Annotated in this window: 15 protein-coding genes; 12 read left to right on the top strand and 3 right to left on the bottom strand. The window is 63.7% G+C overall.

Annotation, left to right across the window (positions count from 1 at the left end):
- The first annotated feature begins 6 nt into the window (after positions 1–6).
- From nadA to AACI_RS12200, 7 genes are all read left to right on the top strand, one after another.
- Positions 7–969, top strand: a complete 963-nt coding sequence (gene nadA / locus AACI_RS12230; protein WP_012811723.1) for a quinolinate synthase NadA — start codon at positions 7–9, stop codon at positions 967–969.
- A 78-nt stretch (positions 970–1,047) separates the two neighbouring features.
- Positions 1,048–2,661, top strand: a complete 1,614-nt coding sequence (locus AACI_RS12225; protein ID WP_012811722.1) for a glycoside hydrolase family 9 protein — start codon at positions 1,048–1,050, stop codon at positions 2,659–2,661.
- 281 nt (positions 2,662–2,942) lie between these two features.
- Positions 2,943–5,054, top strand: a complete 2,112-nt coding sequence (locus tag AACI_RS12220; protein ID WP_012811721.1) for a peptide ABC transporter substrate-binding protein — start codon at positions 2,943–2,945, stop codon at positions 5,052–5,054.
- A 58-nt stretch (positions 5,055–5,112) separates the two neighbouring features.
- Positions 5,113–6,078, top strand: coding sequence for an ABC transporter permease (locus AACI_RS12215; protein ID WP_012811720.1), 966 nt, complete (start codon positions 5,113–5,115; stop codon positions 6,076–6,078).
- A gap of 31 nt (positions 6,079–6,109) precedes the next feature.
- Entirely contained in the window at positions 6,110–7,006 is an 897-nt protein-coding gene (locus AACI_RS12210) for an ABC transporter permease (protein WP_049763317.1), read from the top strand.
- Entirely contained in the window at positions 7,006–7,995 is a 990-nt protein-coding gene (locus tag AACI_RS12205) for an ABC transporter ATP-binding protein (protein WP_012811718.1), read from the top strand. Before AACI_RS12210 ends, AACI_RS12205 begins: the two co-directional genes overlap by 1 nt.
- Positions 7,985–8,941, top strand: a complete 957-nt coding sequence (locus tag AACI_RS12200; protein ID WP_012811717.1) for an ABC transporter ATP-binding protein — start codon at positions 7,985–7,987, stop codon at positions 8,939–8,941. Before AACI_RS12205 ends, AACI_RS12200 begins: the two co-directional genes overlap by 11 nt.
- 46 nt (positions 8,942–8,987) lie before the next feature.
- Here AACI_RS12200 and AACI_RS12195 read toward each other — a convergent pair whose 3' ends face one another.
- Positions 8,988–9,662: an HAD family hydrolase gene (locus AACI_RS12195; RefSeq protein ID WP_012811716.1), complete on the bottom strand. Its 675-nt coding sequence runs from the start codon at positions 9,660–9,662 to the stop codon at positions 8,988–8,990.
- A gap of 269 nt (positions 9,663–9,931) precedes the next feature.
- Between AACI_RS12195 and AACI_RS12190 the strand changes: the two genes are divergently transcribed.
- The gene (locus tag AACI_RS12190) at positions 9,932–11,344 is read left to right on the top strand and encodes an ammonium transporter (protein WP_012811715.1); all 1,413 of its coding nucleotides are present in this window, start codon (positions 9,932–9,934) and stop codon (positions 11,342–11,344) included.
- Here the strand turns inward: AACI_RS12190 and AACI_RS12185 are convergent.
- The gene (locus tag AACI_RS12185; RefSeq protein WP_012811714.1) at positions 11,341–12,609 is read right to left on the bottom strand and encodes a glutamine synthetase family protein; all 1,269 of its coding nucleotides are present in this window, start codon (positions 12,607–12,609) and stop codon (positions 11,341–11,343) included. The genes AACI_RS12190 and AACI_RS12185 overlap by 4 nt on opposite strands.
- A 106-nt stretch (positions 12,610–12,715) precedes the next feature.
- On the opposite strand from AACI_RS12185, the gene AACI_RS12180 reads away from it, so the two are divergent.
- The 3 genes from AACI_RS12180 to AACI_RS12170 all read left to right on the top strand — a co-directional run bounded on the left by AACI_RS12180 (position 12,716) and on the right by AACI_RS12170 (position 14,943).
- The gene (locus tag AACI_RS12180) at positions 12,716–13,747 is read left to right on the top strand and encodes a putative nucleotidyltransferase substrate binding domain-containing protein (protein ID WP_012811713.1); all 1,032 of its coding nucleotides are present in this window, start codon (positions 12,716–12,718) and stop codon (positions 13,745–13,747) included.
- Positions 13,748–13,779: 32 nt separating this feature from the next.
- The gene (locus tag AACI_RS12175; RefSeq protein WP_245530612.1) at positions 13,780–14,400 is read left to right on the top strand and encodes a 3'-5' exonuclease; all 621 of its coding nucleotides are present in this window, start codon (positions 13,780–13,782) and stop codon (positions 14,398–14,400) included.
- A 63-nt stretch (positions 14,401–14,463) separates the two neighbouring features.
- Complete coding sequence (locus AACI_RS12170) at positions 14,464–14,943, top strand: flavin reductase family protein (protein WP_012811711.1); 480 nt, start codon at positions 14,464–14,466, stop codon at positions 14,941–14,943.
- Between the two features lie 29 nt (positions 14,944–14,972).
- On the opposite strand, the gene AACI_RS12165 is transcribed toward AACI_RS12170, so the two are convergent.
- Positions 14,973–15,953, bottom strand: coding sequence for a LacI family DNA-binding transcriptional regulator (locus tag AACI_RS12165; RefSeq protein ID WP_012811710.1), 981 nt, complete (start codon positions 15,951–15,953; stop codon positions 14,973–14,975).
- Between the two features lie 311 nt (positions 15,954–16,264).
- Between AACI_RS12165 and AACI_RS12160 the strand changes: the two genes are divergently transcribed.
- On the top strand, positions 16,265–17,593 hold the full coding sequence (locus AACI_RS12160) for a Gfo/Idh/MocA family oxidoreductase (RefSeq protein WP_012811709.1): 1,329 nt from the start codon (positions 16,265–16,267) through the stop codon (positions 17,591–17,593).
- Positions 17,594–17,596: the final 3 nt, after the last annotated feature.

Here is a 17,596-nt window from a genome sequence, read left to right as displayed (position 1 = left end):
ATTCATGTGCTGGAGACGAAGGCGGAACGCCAAGCGTTGGTCGACGAAATTCTGGAATGGAAGAAGAAGCGCAACGCCCTGATCCTGGCGCACAACTATGAGCTGCCGGAAATTCAGGATATCGCGGACGTGCTCGGGGACTCGCTCGCGCTCGCGCGCGCCGCGATGCGCGCCGATGCCGACGTGATCGTGCTCTGCGGCGTCCATTTCATGGCCGAGACGGCAGCCATCCTCAACCCGGACAAGACGGTGCTGTTGCCGGACCCGAACGCGGGCTGCTCGCTGGCGGATTCCATCACGGCGGATGCACTGCGGGCGTGGAAAGCGGAGCACCCGGGCGCGGTGGTGGTCTCCTACGTCAATACGTCGGCGGAAGTGAAGGCGGAGAGCGACTACTGCTGCACGTCCTCGAACGCCGTGCAGGTCGTCCGGAGCATCCCTGAAGACCGGGAGATCCTGTTTTTGCCCGACATGTTTCTCGGCTCGTACGTGAAGCGGGTGACCGGGCGAGAGAACCTGCACATCTGGATGGGCGAGTGCCACGTCCACGCGGGCATCCGGCCGCACGACATCGAGGAGACGCTCTCGGCGCATCCCGATGCGGAGCTCCTCATCCACCCCGAGTGCGGTTGCTCCACCTCGAACATGTACCTGCTTGCCGAAGGGCAACTGCCGGCGGATCGCACGCACGTGCTCTCGACAAGCGGCATGCTGCAACGGGCGCGGGAATCGGACAAGCGCGCGTTCATCGTGGCGACGGAGGTCGGCATCCTGTACCAGATGGAGCGTCAGAATCCAGACAAGACGTTCATCCCGGCCAATCGCGCGGCGGTCTGCCCGTTCATGAAGATGATCACGCTCGAGAAGGTGCGGGACGCGCTCGCTCGTCTCGAGACGGTCATCTCGGTGCCGGCCGACGTCGCGGCGCGCGCGCGGGTCGCCATCGAGCGGATGGTGGCCATCGGCTGACGTCGAGAGGCGGAGGCAGGTATCGGCACGCGAGGCGTCGAATCCTCTCTCCTGCAAGCCGGTGGGAGGGGATTCGACATGCCGTCTCGCGTGCCCAAATCGATTTTTTATAATCAAGTTGGGTATCTGATCAGCGGCGACAAGCGCTTTTGGATTCAGGCTCACGAGCCTCAGCCTTTCGCGCTGCGCACGCCGGAAGGGCAGGCCGTGTTCGCGGGAATGACGAAGCCCGTCGGCGGGAATTGGTACGTCGGCGATTTTACCGCGCTTCGCGTGCCGGGGACCTACACGTTGACGGTAGGGACTCTCGAGGCGCGGGTCGTTATCCATCGCCGCGCGTATCGTGACGTGCTCGAGGCCATGCTGCGCTTCTTCGACTATCAGCTCTGCGGCGTCGTGCTGCCCGAGGATGAAGCCGGGCCGTGGGCGCACGGCGCCTGTCACACGAGCGACGCCAAGGTGTTTGGCACCGAGCGCGCCTTGGCCTGCCCAGGCGGTTGGCACGACGCTGGCGATTACGGCAAATACACGGTCCCCGCCGCCAAGGCCGTGGCCGATCTCCTGCTCGCCCACGAGTACTTCCCGGCGGCACTGGCGCACGTCCGCCCCATGCGCTCGGTGCATCGGGCGCCTCATCTGCCGCCGGCGCTCGAGGTGGCGCGCGAGGAGATTGCCTGGCTTCTCACCATGCAGGATCCCGCGACAGGCGGCGTGTACCACAAAGTCACCACGCCTTCCTTTCCGCCGCTCGACACGCGCCCCGAAGACGACGATGCGCCCCTCGTCCTCAGTCCCATCTCCTACGCCGCCACGGCCACGTTTTGCGCCGCCATGGCGCATGCCGCCCTGGTGTACCGCCCTTTCGATCCGGCCCTATCCTCGTGCTGTGCGGACGCCGCCCGTCGCGCGTACGCGTGGCTCGGCGCGCACGAGATGCAGCCGTTTCACAATCCCGATGGGATCCTCACGGGCGAATACGGCGACGCGGAACTCCGCGACGAGCTGTTGTGGGCGTCCTGCGCCCTGCTTCGCATGACCGGCGATTCCGCGTGGGCACGCGTGTGCGAGCCGCTTCTCGATCTCGACCTCCCGTGGGAGTTGGGATGGGCGGACGTCGCACTCTACGGCGTCATGGATTACCTGCGCACTCCGCGCGCCGCCGTATCGGACGACGTGCGAAACAAGGTGAAAAGCCGCCTTCTCCGAGAACTCGACGCCCTCGCCGCGATGGCTGAGTCGCATCCGTTCGGCATTCCCATGCGGGATGACGATTTCATCTGGGGCAGCAACATGGTGCTCTTGAACCGCGCCATGGCGTTCCTGCTGGCCGAAGGCGTCGGTGTCCTTCATCCCGCTGCACATACGGTGGCCCAGCGCGCGGCGGACTACCTGTTTGGCGCAAATCCGCTCGGGCAGTGCTACGTCACGGGCTTTGGCCAACGCCCCGTGCGCCATCCGCATCATCGCCCGTCCGTCGCGGATGATGTGGACCATCCCGTCCCTGGCATGGTCGTCGGCGGCCCAAACCGCCACCTGCAGGACGAGATCGCCCGCGCACAGCTTGCGGGGAGACCTGCGATGGAGGCGTACATCGATCACCAGGACAGCTACTCGACCAACGAGGTCGCCGTCTACTGGAATTCGCCTGCCGTGTTTGTCATCGCGGCTTTGCTCGAGGCGCGCGGGAGGTGACGGATGGCTTTCCAGGCACAAGCTTAAAAAGACAAGGATCGCCCAATAAGACTATTGATTTTGGCATGTCTCAATTTTATTTTTGAGACATCAGCCAAATCGTTTTGTCTAAGGGCAAATCGATTTGTGCGCCTTGATTCCACTGGGGTGGCATGGGATCAGGGGGTGGTGTACGCGTCCAGGCCTGGGCGGTGCATGGATGGCTTGAGGCAGTATGGGGGTCTTTGAAAGCGTTCTCGAGACTCGAAAACGCCAAGACACAGGAAGAAGGAGTGACCAACGTGGCCAAGCGGAAACTCAGAAAGTGGCATGTGCCGGTCGCGGTGCTCGTGGCGAGCGGAGGCTTGGTGGGATGCGCCACGTCGACTCAGAATCACAGCACAGCCTCTAACAGCGGTGCGGCTTCGGCGGTTCCCGTGCGAGCGGCTGGATCCGGCAATGGAACGGTGACCATCACGTATCCTTCTCCGCCGGGCATCTCATCGCTCGATCCGTCCCAGTGGGCGGCGCAGATCCTGGTGGACCAGGGCACGATTCTGGAAGGACTCTACGGATACAATCAACAAAATCAGATTGTGCCGAAGATTGCGTCGGGCTATTCTCTTTCTAAGGACGGACTCACCTGGACCATCTACCTGCGCCACGACGCGCGCTGGTCCAACGGGGATCCGGTTACGGCGCAAGACTTCTATTACGCGTGGATGCGCCAGTTGAACCCGGCCAACTCGCAGGCTCAGCTGTGGGCGAGCGTGCTCAACAACGTGAAGAACGCTTATCAGTACCACTCGGGCGCAGTGCCGGCGAGCCAAGTGGGTATCAAGGTCATCAATAATTATGAGTTGCAGATCACGACCACGACGCCGCACTACATCCTGGGCGAGCTGGCGGTGTCCGCGTCGATGCCGCTGGATCCCAAGGTGGTCAATGCGCACCCGACGAACTGGTATCTGCCGCAGTACTTCGTGGGCGACGGGCCGTACATTGTGAAATCGTTTACGCCGAACGGGACCATCACGCTGGTGCCCAACCCGAAATACGTGGGCCATCCCGGCGAGGTCAACCACGGGAACGCGAAGGTCATCAACCTGGTGCCGGGCACCACGGTCGCCGTGGAGGATTACATGGCGGGCAAGCTGGACGTGGCGCTCGTCGGATCGCCGTCGGATCTGCAGTATATCAAGACGCACAATTTGAACAGCCAGCTCCACGTCGCACCGGATTACAGTATCGAATACCTCGAGTGGGACCATTCCGCCGTTCCGTCGCCGTATTACAACACCAAGGTGCGACAGGCCATCGCCATGGCCATCGAGCGCCAGCCCATCGTCCAGGACGTGTTGGACGGGATGGGCGGCGTGACCAACACGTTCTCGACGCCGGGCTGGCCGGCCGCCAAGTACGAAAAGGGGTTGCCTGAGAACATAGCCGAAGCGAAGAAGCTCCTGGCGGAAGCCGGTTACCCGAACGGCAAGGGGCTGCCCGTCCTGTACCTGTACGCGCCGGTGCCGGACGTGAACCAACAGGGCGTGCCGGTCGCCGAGGCCATCTCCCAGGAGCTGCAACAGAACCTCGGCATCCAGACCAAGATAGTCCAGGAGAATCAGACGGACTACAGCGCGCTGGTCTGGGAGGGTCCGCTCAAGGGCATCCAACCCGGATTCGTCGTCGCGGCGGGCGCCGTGAACTGGTTCGAGCCGGCCAACATGGACATCCAGGCGAGTCAGGGCATCTACTTCCCAGGCGACTACGGTTGGACGCCGCAACAGGTGCAGCACGTGCTGCCGTGGTACAACACGCCGTACGATCCGGCGTCTGTCGCCAAGTACGGCAACCCGCAGGATCCGAACACTGGCGTGAGCTGGAACGACTGGATCCCGCTGCAGAAGGAAGTGCAGAAGGACATCGCCATCATCACCAAGTGGACGAAGGAGCAACCCGCGCAGTGGCAGGCCATCCTGAGCCCGCCGGGGACCCCGTCGCTCCAGCAACAGTGGAACCAGATTGTGCAGCAGTGGAAGAGCGCCAAGACGGCGAGCGCCAAGCACGCGGCGTTTGTCCTCGCGTGGGAGTTCGTGGCGCCGGAGTCCGCGACCACGACGCTTGGCGGCACGAACACGGGTGCGCTCGACGTGCAGGCATGGTGGGATACGAACGAGTCCGAGCAGGAGCGCGAGTGGCGGATGTGGCAGGCCTACGAGCAGAACAGCATGACGTCGTCTCAGGCGGCGGTGTGGGCCGGCAAGCTCGTCACGTCGCTTGAGCAGCAGGCCTGGGTCATCCCGCTTTACTACAACGAGACGTTCTACCTGGAGAAGCCGTGGGTGACCGGCGCGCAGCCCAACCCGTGGGCGTGGGGCAACTTCTATCAGTTCCAGTATCTGTCCACCAAGTGACGGCAGCGCAGCATGCCCGCGGGCGGGAGCCCGCGGGCGCGTTGAAGGGAGGCCTGCGATGTATTACGTCAAGTTTCTCGCCAAGCGCTTCGTGGCCATCGTCATCACGCTGGCGGCTGTCATCGCCATCTCGTACATCATGATGTACTACTCGCCAGGGGGCTTCATGAACACGACGCAGCTCGCGTCGGCGCTCGCACCGCTGGCCGCTCAGGATCCCGCCGCGTACCAGAAGCTTATGGAGCAATTTCAGAGCCGATACGGTCTGAACCTGCCTCTGTGGAAACAGGTGCTGCTTTATGAATGGCACACCTTCACCTTCAACTTCGGCAATTCGATGCAGAACCCGACGTTGAGCATCATGTCGCAGCTCAAGGGCGCGCTGCCCATCAGCGTGTTTCTTGCGTTTGGCTCCGTCGTGGTGTCGGTCGTCATCGGCATTCCGATGGGGATCATCGCGGCACTCAAGCGGAACTCTTGGGTCGATTATCTCGTGACGACTCTGTCGATGTTTGGCCAGGCCATCCCGTCCTTCGTGCTTGCGGTCCTTTTTGTTCTCATCTTCGGCGTCGTGTGGCAGAACGTCCTGCCCGTCACGGGGTGGGGGACGCCCGCCGATGCGGTTTTGCCCATCCTGTCGCTGGCCGCAGGGAATATCGGCGTGGTCGCCCGCTACATGCGAGGCAGCCTGATTGAGACCATGAGACAGGACTTCATCCGGACCGCCAAAGCAAAAGGCGTCAAGTACTGGGCTCTGGTGTTTCGGCATGGCGTCCGAAACTCGCTCACCGCGCTCATCACCGTGATTGGGCCCCAATTTGCGTTCACGGTCGTCGGCACCGTTTGGGTCGAGAACATCTTCGCCATTCCCGGGTTGGGCAAGGTCATCTCGACGGCTTTCACCAACTTCGACTTCCCCATGGCCATCACGGCGGTGTTCATTCTTGGCGCGACCATCATGCTGACCAACCTGGTGGTCGATCTCATCTATTCGTGGATGGATTTGCGGGTGAAGCTCCAGTGAGCCATCGCGTGCAGGTAGACGGACAGGAGGGATGATCGTGGCCATCGCGGTAACCCAGCCTCAGGCGCCGGCGCGGCGTGCGAGGCGCAACTCACCCATGTATCGCGCCTGGCAGCGATATCGAAAGAATTGGTTTGCCGTGGCGGGACTCATTTGGGTCATCCTCTTTTTCATCATCGGTATCATCGGCCCGTGGATCGCGCCCTACAGCTACACGTACGCGGACTTTCTCCATATGCACTCGGGTCCTTCTTGGCAGCATTGGTTCGGCACGGATACGGTCGGATACGACGTCTTCAGCCAGATCCTCTATAGCATCCGGTACGCGCTGGAGATTGCGCTCGGCGCCACGTGCGTCAGCTTTTTGATCGGCGTCATTCTGGGACTCTGGGCCGGGCTTGCCGGCGGCATCATCGACATCATCGTCATGCGCGCCGTCGACTTTATGTTCGCGCTCCCGTCGTTCTTCTTCGCCCTGATCCTGATGGTGCTTCTCGGCAAGGGCATCTTCCCGATGATCTTGGCCATCGGCGTCCCGGGGTGGGCAGGATACGCGCGCCTCATCCGCTCGCTCGTGCTGGCGATGCGAAACGGCGAGATGGTGGAGGCCGCCCGGGCGCTGGGGGCGTCGCAGTGGCACATCGCGCGAAAGTACATGTTCCCGAACGTCGTGGGCAGCATGGTGGTCTCGCTCGCCTTCGGCATTCCGTACGATCTCACCGCGCAAGCGGGGCTCAGCATCGTGGGCATGGGCCTCAATCCGCCGATGCCGTCGTTCGGCAACATGCTCGCGCAGGCGGGGGCGAACATCCTGGGCTTCCCTTGGCTTCTCTATTTTCCGGCCGGCGTGTTCGCCATCACCTTGTTGTCGTTTCTATTCGTGGCCGACGGCCTGCAGGAAGCGTTCAATCCGAAAGGAGGCGTGTGATGGTGTCACAGCCGCTCTTGTCCATCGAAGATCTGCACGTCGAGTTCGATCGCGGCGAGGACACGGTCTACGCCGTCAACGGCGTGAGCTTCTCCATTGCGGAAGGAGAAACGCTCGGCATTGTCGGCGAAAGTGGCTCCGGCAAGTCGGTCACGCTGATGTCGGCCATCGGCCTGATTCGCGAGAACGGGCGCATCCGCTCGGGCCGGGCGGTGTTTCAGGGAACGGACCTCTTGAAGCTATCGGAGCGACAGCTCGAGGATGTCCGCGGCCGCGAGATCGGCGTGGTGTTCCAGGATCCGATGACGAGCCTCAATCCGGTCATGCGGATTGGGGATCAGATCATGGAGGCGATGCTCGCGCACCATTTCTGCAGTCACCGGGAGGCGTTTGAGCGCACGCTGCAGCTTTTGCATGAGATGGGAATTCCCGAGCCGAAGGCGCGTTTTCGAAATTATCCGCACGAGTTTTCGGGCGGCATGCGCCAGCGCATCATGATCGCCATCGCCCTGGCCTGCGAGCCGCAACTGCTTATCGCGGACGAGCCGACGACGGCGCTCGACGTGACCGTGCAGATGCAGATCCTCGCGTTGCTTCAGGAGCAGAGGCGCAAGCGGAACATGGCAGTTGCCATCATCACACACGATTTTGGCGTCGCGACGAACTTCTGCGATCGGATCATCGTGTTGTACGCGGGTCAGATCATGGAGGTCGCGGATACAGGCACGTTCATCCGCGAGTCGGCGCATCCGTACACCGTCGGATTGAAGCATTCCATCATCGAGATTGGCCATCGCTCGAAACCCCTGAAGCCCATCCCTGGCATGGCGCCCACGGTCACGGAGATGCCGCGGAGCTGTTCGTTTGCGCCGCGCTGTCCGCTCGCCACGGATCGGTGCCGGAACGAGTTGCCGCAGCTTCGAGAGATAGGGCCGGGGCATTGGGTGGCGTGTCATCGGGCGGAGGAGGTGCTGGCGGATGTCATCTGAGGCGCTGCTCGAGGTGCACGAGGTGTCGAAGCGGTTTCGCGTGCAAGGCCGCGATCTCCACGCGGTGGAGAAGGTGTCGTTTCAACTTCAGCGCGGGCAGACGTTCGGGCTCGTCGGCGAGAGCGGGTCCGGAAAGTCCACGCTGGGGCGACTGGTGCTGAAATTGCTCGAGGCGACCGAGGGCCGGATCGTCTATCAGGGGAAGGACATCACCCGCTTGACGCAGAAACAGATGCGACCGCTCCGGCGGGAGATGCAGATCATCTTCCAGGACCCCATGGCGAGCATGAGCCCGCGCATGACCATCGGCATGGCCATCGAGGATGCGATGATCATTCACAGAATGGGGACGAAGGAAGAGCGGCAAAAGCGGGTCGATGAACTCCTCGAGCGCGTGGGGCTTCCTCGGGAAGTGAAGTGGGCGTACCCGCACGAGCTGTCGGGCGGTCAACTTCAGCGCGTCGGGATCGCGCGCGCGTTGTCGCTCAATCCGAAACTCGTCATCTGCGACGAGCCCATCTCGGCGCTTGACGTCTCGATTCAGGTGCAGGTGATTCAACTCCTGCGCGAACTTCAGCAGGATTACGACCTGACGTACATCTTCATCTCGCACAACCTGGCTGTGGTCGAGTACTTGAGCGACGTCGTGGCGGTGTTGTACCTCGGCGAGGTGGTGGAACAGGCGCCCGCGGAGGAGCTGTTCTCGCGCCCGACGCATCCGTACACCCAGGTGCTGATCCAGTCCATCCTGAAAATGCCGCGGAGCTTGGAGGAGCGCCAAGCGCTCACGCCGATTCAGGGCGAGATCCCGTCGCCGTTCGATCCGCCGAAGGGCTGTCCCTTCCACCCCAGGTGCCCGATGGCCGTCGAGCGGTGCCGGACGACCAAGCCGGAACGCCGGAACATCGGGCCAAACCACGCCGTGGCATGCCATCTGGCCACCTGACGATTCACGCCAGGGGAGAGCGCCCGCAAGGCCCGCTCTCCCTGCCTCATTCTCGCTTCTCTTCTGGACGCTCCGCTATCGTCGCGAGAAACGAGCGCCAATCGATCCCTTCCAAACTGCTTCGAAATCGACATCCTTCCGGAAACGGCATGTGCTCCGTGATGGCGTTCGGCACGCACAGCACCTGAAGACCTGCGGCGATTGCGGCTCGCGCGCCGTTCGGCGAGTCTTCGATGGCGAGTGCTTCCGCCGGCGCCACGCCGAGGCGTCGACACGCCAGCTGATACAACTCGGGGTGGGGCTTCACGTGGCTGACATCGTCGGCGGTGGCGATGGCGTCAAAGAAGGATTGAATGCCGTACTTCGCCAGGAAAGGTTCGACGTAGGCGCGCCGCGAACTCGTGGCCAGGCCGATGGACACGCCAAGCCGCCGGAGTTCCTGCAGAGACGCCCGCACACCGGGGCGAAGAGGCTCTTCATCGAGCAGCCTCCGGTGTTCCCGCTCCACCGCGCGCTCCGCGTCCTCCGGTCGGATGGACGCGTCCGAGTCGCACAGGTGCCGGACGGGATCGAACGCATCGGCGCTCGTTCCGACGGTTTTGGCGTACAGGTGAAACGGGAACTCCCGCCCGTGTTGGCGATACAGCCCCACATACGCTTCGTACCACGCCCGCTCGGTGTCGACCATCGTTCCGTCAAAGTCGAAAATGACGGCTTTCATACGGACCTCCTGTTGGCTGTCGTCCCCTGGAGTATAGCACGTGGGTGGTCTGCGAGGCAGGGGTGCAAAGGCGTACACCCACACACAAGCCGCGTCGTCGACTGTGAATGTAAATAAACATAACGTATGCGACTGAAAGCGCTCGCTCCAAACTCAGTGTGAAGATGTTATCTTTTAATACGTTAGATTATCTAACATTTTTCGTTGACGCCTCCACCGCCCGCGTGTATCGTTATAAAAAAATTCACGCAAAGGAGTGGGCAGAGAAGATGCTCAGAACACGGTGGAAGTGGCTCCTGTCCGCGATGGCGGGGCTCGGCGCCGCCCTCGTTCCTGCGACGTGTTTTGCGGCGACGACGACACCGCCGGTCAATTCCGGAGATGAGGCCTGGATTCTCGCTTCCTCGGCCCTTGTACTTCTCATGACGCCAGGGCTCGCGTTTTTTTACGGGGGCCTGGTGCGGACGAAGAATGTGATCACGACCATGCTGCAGGTGGTGGCCGTCATCCTGGTGGTCTCCCTGCAATGGGTCATTGTCGGGTACAGCCTGGCCTTTGGGCCCGACTTCCACCACCTCATCGGCAACCTGAGTTGGTTCATGATGCGCGGCGTGGGTGCGGCGCCGGATTCCGACTACGCGCCGACCATTCCGAACATGCTCTATGCCATCTTCCAAATGATGTTCGCCATCATCACGCCTGCCCTGATTGTGGGAGGGTTGGCGGAGCGCGTTCGTTTCGCTTCGTTTGTCGTGTTCATTGTCCTGTGGGCGACGTTCATCTATGACCCGCTGGCGCACTGGGTTTGGGGCGCGGGCGGTTGGCTGCACAACCTCGGCGTCCTGGACTTCGCGGGAGGCACCGTCGTGCACATCTCGTCCGGTGTGGCCGGCCTCATGGCGGCGCTGTATCTCGGGCGCCGCGCGGAACATGGCACAGGCGAGATCAAGGCGCACAACGTGCCGTTCGTGCTCCTTGGCACTGCACTGCTCTGGTTCGGTTGGTTCGGATTCAACGCAGGCAGCGCGGTTGCGGCCAATTTCCTGTCTGCCGAGGCGTTCCTCGCGACCAACACGGCCACGGCAGCCGCTGCGGTGGGGTGGATGATGGTCGAGAAGCTGAGGACCGGCCACGTCACGCTGGTCGGCGCTTGCGCGGGCGCTGTCGCGGGCTTGGTGGCCATCACCCCGGCGGCCGGCTTCGTCTCTCCCGGCTACTCCATCATTCTCGGGCTCCTCGGCGGCGCGTTCTGCTACTTCGCGTCCACCTTCATGAAGGCGAAGCTCGGGTACGACGATGCGCTCGACGCGTTCGGCGGGCACGGCATCGGCGGAACGTGGGGCGCGATCGCGACCGGCCTGTTTGCTTCGACCGCCGTGAACCCGTCCGGTGCGAACGGTCTCGTGCACGGCAATCCGCACCAGGTCCTGCTGCAACTCATCGGTGTGGCGAGCACGTGGGCGTTCTCGGGTGTCGGCAGCCTCGTCTTGCTCTGGATCGTCGACAAGGTCATGGGGCTGCGCGTGACGAAGGAAGAGGAGATCATGGGGCTCGATCTCGCCCTGCACGCCGAATCCGCGTATCCGGAGACGCTCACGGCGTCGGAGCTGCCGAAGTACTTCGGCGCCAACGTGACGCCGCTTCTCAAGGAGTCTCCGCTTGAGCGCGGAACCCAGAACTAAAGCGTGAGGTACTGCTCCCGTTCCCAGACATGGACGGTCCTCGCGTAGGCCGACCATTCGAGCCGCTTGGCCTCCAGGAAGTGGCGCAGGGCGTGATCGCCGAGCGCCGCCTGGAGGCAGTCGTCTTGTTCGAGCGCATCGAGCGCGTCCCGCAGCGTTTGGGGCAGCGCGGCGACGTGCCGCAGAAATCGCTGCTCTTCCGACCACATCTCCGGCCGTTCGTCCAGCCGGTTCGGCAGGGGCAGCGCTTGTTCGATCCCGTCCGCTCCTGCGGCGAGCGCGCAGGCGATGGCGAGGTACGGATTCGCGGACGCGTCGGGCGCCCGCCATTCCCATGCGTTGCCCACCGCGCGCAAGTAGGGGGCCGGGTGGCGGTCGGACCAGGCGACGAATCCGGGCGCTTCGCTTCCGCCGAGGCGCTTGTAACTGTTGACCGTCGGATTGGCGACGGCGGAGAGCCCGCACGCGTGCGCCAGAATGCCCGCGGCGAAAGCGGCCCATCGCGGAACATCGGCCGTCTCGCCGGCAGGGGCGAAGGTGAGGTGCAGGCCGGAGCCGGGATGGTCCGTGAACGGCTTCGGCATGAAGGACGCCGTGAACCCGAACCGGGCGGCTTCGCGGCGGATGACGAGTTTCGCTGTGACCAGTGCATCCGCGGCGCGGAGCGGCGACAGCGCGGTGAGATCGATCTCGTATTGGTGCGGCGCTGCTTCGTGGTGGATTTGGGTCACGGGAACGCCCGCCTCGGCCAGCCCCTTGGCCATCGATCGCAGACAGCGCGCGGCGATGTCGGAGGAAGGCGCGTCGAAATAGCGGGCGGGATCGCCGAGATGCGCGTTTTCCGCGCCCTCGCCCTGCGGGAGCAGAAAGAATTCCAGTTCGGCCGACACCACCATGTCCGGCACGCCGGATGCCCTGGCCCTTTCTAACGCGCGGGCCAAGATCCGGCGGGGATCGCCGGCAAACGGCACGCCGTCCGGGAGCACGACGTCGCAGATGATGCGAAGTGCGCGTCCGCCGAATTCGGGGCGCCACATGCAGGCCGTCGCGAGGTCGGGCACGAGGCGCATATCCGACTCCTCCCCCCGCGCAAACCCCTCGACGGACGATCCGTCAAAGCCCACGCCGCGGTCGAGGACGTCAGGCAGTCGGCTCGCAGGGATGGCGACCGTTTTCACCGAGCCCATCAAATCGGTGAACTGCAGATGGGCGACGCCGATGCGCTCGGCCTCGAGCCGGCGGAGGAGCGATGCAACACTTGACATGATGGTCCACCACCCGGATGATCTTCTGGGTTGATCATAAAGCACGAAATCTCGAAAATCTAGCAATCATCGCATGAACGAGCGACCTCAGGGCGGAGGGATGGCCGTGAACGTGCCAGTGTGCGTGACGGACGCGAGGGACATTCGCGAGCGCGGAGAGGAGTTGCAGCGCGCGTGGTGCGAGTCCGTCCTGCAGGACGACGGTCCGCCGGACGACACCGCGGCGTTTCGGCGCTGGTTCGAAGGGTATCAGGATCAACGTCGGGCGTTCGTGCTCGCGGGCTGGGCGGAAGCTGTTTCGCCGGACATCCGGCGTCGCGCGCGTCTCGTTGCGCTGGGATCTCTCGCGCGGGGAGAGGATCTGCCGCAGAGCGATCTCGACTTTGCGCTCGTCACGGCCGCCGACCTCCGTCTCGCCGACGCGGCCCCGGACCTCGAGCGGTTCGTGCGCTGGATGGGCCCCATGGGCTTTTCGCCCTGCATGGGCAACGTGATGGGCGGCAATCCTCGCTGGTTCGGCCCTGAAGACGCCTGGAAGGCGCGCATTCAGGCGTATGCCGAGTTTCCGGACTGGGCCAATGTCCGCTATCTGTACATGACCGTCGACGCACGGCCGCTCGACGACGCGCCGCAGTGGGCGTCCGTTGCGGCGCGGGTGCGCGACGTGATCGCCGGATCTGCGTTCATGAAGTGGCAGATGGCGCACCTCGGCATTCGCGGGACGGTCGGATTTGGCGCCCTGCGCGGCGTGCGCTGGGAGGCGAGCGGCTCAGGTGCGATCTTCCACGTCAAGGACAGGTTCCTCGCCCCCATGATTCACGCGCTTCGCTTGCTCAGCCTTCATTACGGCGTCGACGCGCTCGGCTCGGTCGATCGCGCCGCATCGCTCGGCCGCCTCGGCGCGCTCGAAGGCTTGCAGGCGGACGCGATTGTCCGCGCGCTCTGGTTTGGATGGAGGCTCCGGGCACGCCATCACGCGGAATGCTGGCTCAGGGGCCAGCGGGACGGCGTCGATCTCGTCCCTCGGTCGAGCCTGTCCCGCGCCTGGCAGGAAGCGCTTCAGGAGCACCTGCGCACGGCGCAAGCCCTCGAGCGCCTGGTGTGCCGCCGATTTCCGAAACCGAGGGGATCGAGATGAGGTGGTTTTTCTCCCTCCGGAGAGAGGCGCCTTTGGGCCCTGAACCCGTGCCCGTCTGGGAGCGGCCCCTCGGCGAGGCACCTTACTTCGTGCTCGATCTCGAGACGTCCGGCTTTTCCCCCGCGCGCGACAAGATCCTCTCGGTCGCCTGCGCCACGTTTTCCGGATGGAGCAGCGAACCTGACGAGAGCTTTTACGCCATCGTGCGCCACGACGACGTCGCGGACGTGCCTTCGCACATCTGGGAGCTGACTGGCCTCACGCCAGAGGCGATGCGGGACGGCGAGCCGCTTGAGGTCGCGCTTCGCCGCGCGCTGGAGCTCGGCGCAGGCCGGGTCTGGGTCGCCCACCACGTCCGGCACGATCTCGGCTTTCTGCAGCGCGCGACTGACGCGCTGTGGCGGCTTCGTCTGCGGCCGCTCGCCATGGACACGGCGGTCGTGGCCCAGGTGCTTGCGCGGGCCGCGAGGCCTCTGACGCTCGACGAGGCCTGCGAATGGCTCGGGATCCCTGTCGTCGGCCGCCACCGGGCGGACGCGGACGTGCGCATGACCGCGGCCGTCTGGCGCAAGGAGATGGAACTGTGCGGGCGGCTTGGGTTGCAGACGGTGAAGGACGTGATCGACTGGGTGAGCGCGCGCGCCACCGGGTGATGGAACGGCAGGCAAGAGGTATACTCGAAAGGGAAATGCCTTTACGCATCAGGAGGTGCGACGATGGACGAGCAAGCGAAGAAGACGGCGCTCCGCCACATCACGTATGGGCTCTACGTGATTGGCACCAAGATCGGGGAGGACGATGTGAACGCCTTCACCGGCAACTGGGTGACGCAGGCGTCTTTCCAGCCGCCGCTCGTGGCGATTGGCGTCAAGAAGGGCACCACGTCGTGCGACGGCATCCTGGAGAGCCGCGTGTTCTCCGTGAACGTGCTGGAGAGTGGGCAGAAGGACCTCGCGTTCAAGTTCTTCAAGCCCCTGAAGCGCGTGGGGAACAAGTTCGAGGACGTCGAGTTCTACACGTCGACGACCGGAAGTCCCATCCTGCGCGACGCGCTTTCTTGGTTCGAGTGCCGCGTGACGGATGTCGTCGACCGGGGAGATCACACGCTCATCGTGGGCGAGGTCGTGGACGCCGGCGTGCACCGCGACGGCAAGCCGCTCACGCTCGCCGAGACGGGGCTTTTCTACGGGGGCTAAGTGCCGCGGGCGCGCGTGGGCGCCCGCGCTCAATCCGCGTCCCTGTGGGGCGCCCGTTCGACGGACGCGCGCGGAATGAGGATGGGCTGGATCACGTGCGCGTCCGGCCCGGGTTTCCCGTTGATCATGTCGACGACGCGGTGCGCCGCGAAGTCCGCCACCTCTTCGAGCGACGGGCCGACCGTCGTGATGGGCACCTCCGCAAACTGCATGTCGGGCAAGTTATCATATCCAATGAGGCTCACGTCCTGCGGCACCCGGTAGCCGAGCTCGAGAAGCGCGCGGAGCGCCCCCTTCGTGATCAGGTTGTTCAGCCCGATGAACGCCGTCGGCATGGGGACGTCCGGCCTCGCGTATCGAATCGCCCGGTAACCTCCCTCAAAGGTCGGCTCCGCCGGATACAGCCAGTCCGGCGACGGCTGAAGCCCCGCCTGCTCCACCGCCTCCAAAAAGGCCCGCACCTTGATCTCCTGGGAACTGCCGATGAACCCAATCCGCCGGTGCCCAAACGAGCGCAGGTATCGGACGGCTTCCGCAATCCCGGCGCGGCGGTCGAACCGCACGTGCGGCAGCGGCACGGGCTCGTCCGTGCCAATCACCAGCGTCTTCGCCTGCCAACGCGCCAGCTCCTCCATCAGGTGCGGGTGGCGCGAGACGAGATCGGCCCAAATCACGAGGCCGTCGGCGCGCATTTGGTTCAAAAGGTCGATCTCGTCCGGCGAAATCGCAATCACCATCCGATAGTCGAGCGCGGCCAGGGCTCGGTGCAGCACAATGGTGAGATTTGCGAAGATGGGGTTTCCCAGGTTCACGAGCCCGAAGCCGATGAGCCGCGTGCGACCCGACACGAGGTGGCGCGCGAGCAGGTTTCGCTGATAGCCCATGCTGCGCGCGATTTCCAGGATGCGCCGCTTGGTCTCCTCCTTGACCAGGGGGCTGTCGTTGAGCGCCTTCGAAACCGTGCTGTAGCTGACGCCCGCGCGTTCCGCGATATCCTTAATGCTCACCATGGCGGGTCTCCCTCTGTCCAAAGTCCATGGGCCTCGCGGCGTCTTGCGAGTGCCGCCAAGCCATGCAGGTCTGTGATTTCCTCGACATTTTAACACAAATAACAACGTTATTAAAGAGAGCGTGAAACGATTCGGCGCTTGGAGACGCACGTTGCGCGATTTCGAGCGTTTTCGCCGCGATCCTGTCCGAAAAAGTCAAGAAGAAATGAAAACGTGGTTATTGATATCCCGAACGAACTGTGCTACCTTTTAGCAACAACGAGATGAGGCTAACTAACAACGTGGTTACTATCGAGGGGTGACGGACGGCCATGACCAACTATTGCATTGTCGGGCTCGGATCGCGCGGCATCTCGATGTTCGGGCGCGATCTCGTCACGCATTACCGGGACGTCGCGCGCATCACCGGGCTTTGCGACCGCAACGAGGGGCGCGTCCGGTATGCGCAGGAGGTCCTGGGCAAGGACATTCCGGGGTTCACGGACTTCGATGAGATGCTGGACACCGTCGAATGCGACTGCGTCATCGTCACGACGATGGATGCGACGCACGACCACTTTATCGTGAAAGCGCTTGAGCGAGGCAAGGACGTGATCACCGAAAAACCCATGACCATCGATGCGGAGCGGTGCCGCCGAATCCTCGAGGCCGAGCGGCGGAGCGGCAAGACGGTTCGCGTCACGTTCAACTACCGGTACGCGCCGTATAAGACCGAGATCAAGCGGCTGTTGCAGGAGGGCATCGTCGGCGAAGTTCATTCGGTGGAGTTTCGCTGGTACCTCGACACGGTGCACGGGGCGGACTACTTCCGGCGCTGGCACGCGGAGAAGAAGAACTCCGGCGGCCTGTTTGTTCACAAAGCGACGCACCACTTCGACCTCATCAACTGGTGGCTGGGCCTCGAGCCAAAGGAGGTTGTGGCGATGGGATCGCGCCATTACTACGTGCCGGATCGCATGCCGGGCCACGGCGAGCGCTGCGCCACGTGCCAGGTGACGGAGCGCTGTCCGTTCTACCTCGATCTCGGCCGCGACGACACCTTGAACGCGCTCTACAAGCAGGCGGAGGCCTATGACGGGTACCACCGCGATCAGTGCGTGTTCTCCGAGCGCATCGACATTGAGGACACGATGGGGGCGCTCATCCGCTATCCGAATGGCGTGCAGGCGACGTACATGCTCACTGCGGCGACGCCGTTTGAGGGCTGGCAGGTGGCGTTCAACGGCAGCAAGGGCCGGCTGGAGGCGTTCGAGCCCGAGTACTTCATCACCGAGGAAGATGCGACGGACTTCGCGCGGAGGAGTTCGAAGGACGTGCGCCGCACGGTGGACTGGCGGTTTGGCGATCCGTCGTCCGCTGAAGAGGTGCGCGAGCTGGAAATCCGGTTCTACCCCCTGTTTGGCGGCGTTCAGGTGTTCCGCGTGCCCCACGTGCGCGAGGGCCACGGCGGCGGCGACAGGCGCCTGAAGGACCACCTGTTCCGCGGCGTCGAGAGCGATCCCTACGGCCACGTGGCCGGATCGCGCGCGGGAGCCATGTCCATCCTCATCGGCGTGGCGGCGAATCTATCGATGGCCACCGGGCAATTCGTGCGCATCGCGGATCTGTTGGGCGAAAGCGCGCCGGTCGGCGTCCGGTGATGA

The sequence above is a fragment of the Alicyclobacillus acidocaldarius subsp. acidocaldarius DSM 446 genome (genome assembly GCF_000024285.1).
GTDB lineage: Bacteria > Bacillota > Bacilli > Alicyclobacillales > Alicyclobacillaceae > Alicyclobacillus > Alicyclobacillus acidocaldarius.
This window is presented reverse-complemented; position numbering and strand designations above follow the sequence as displayed.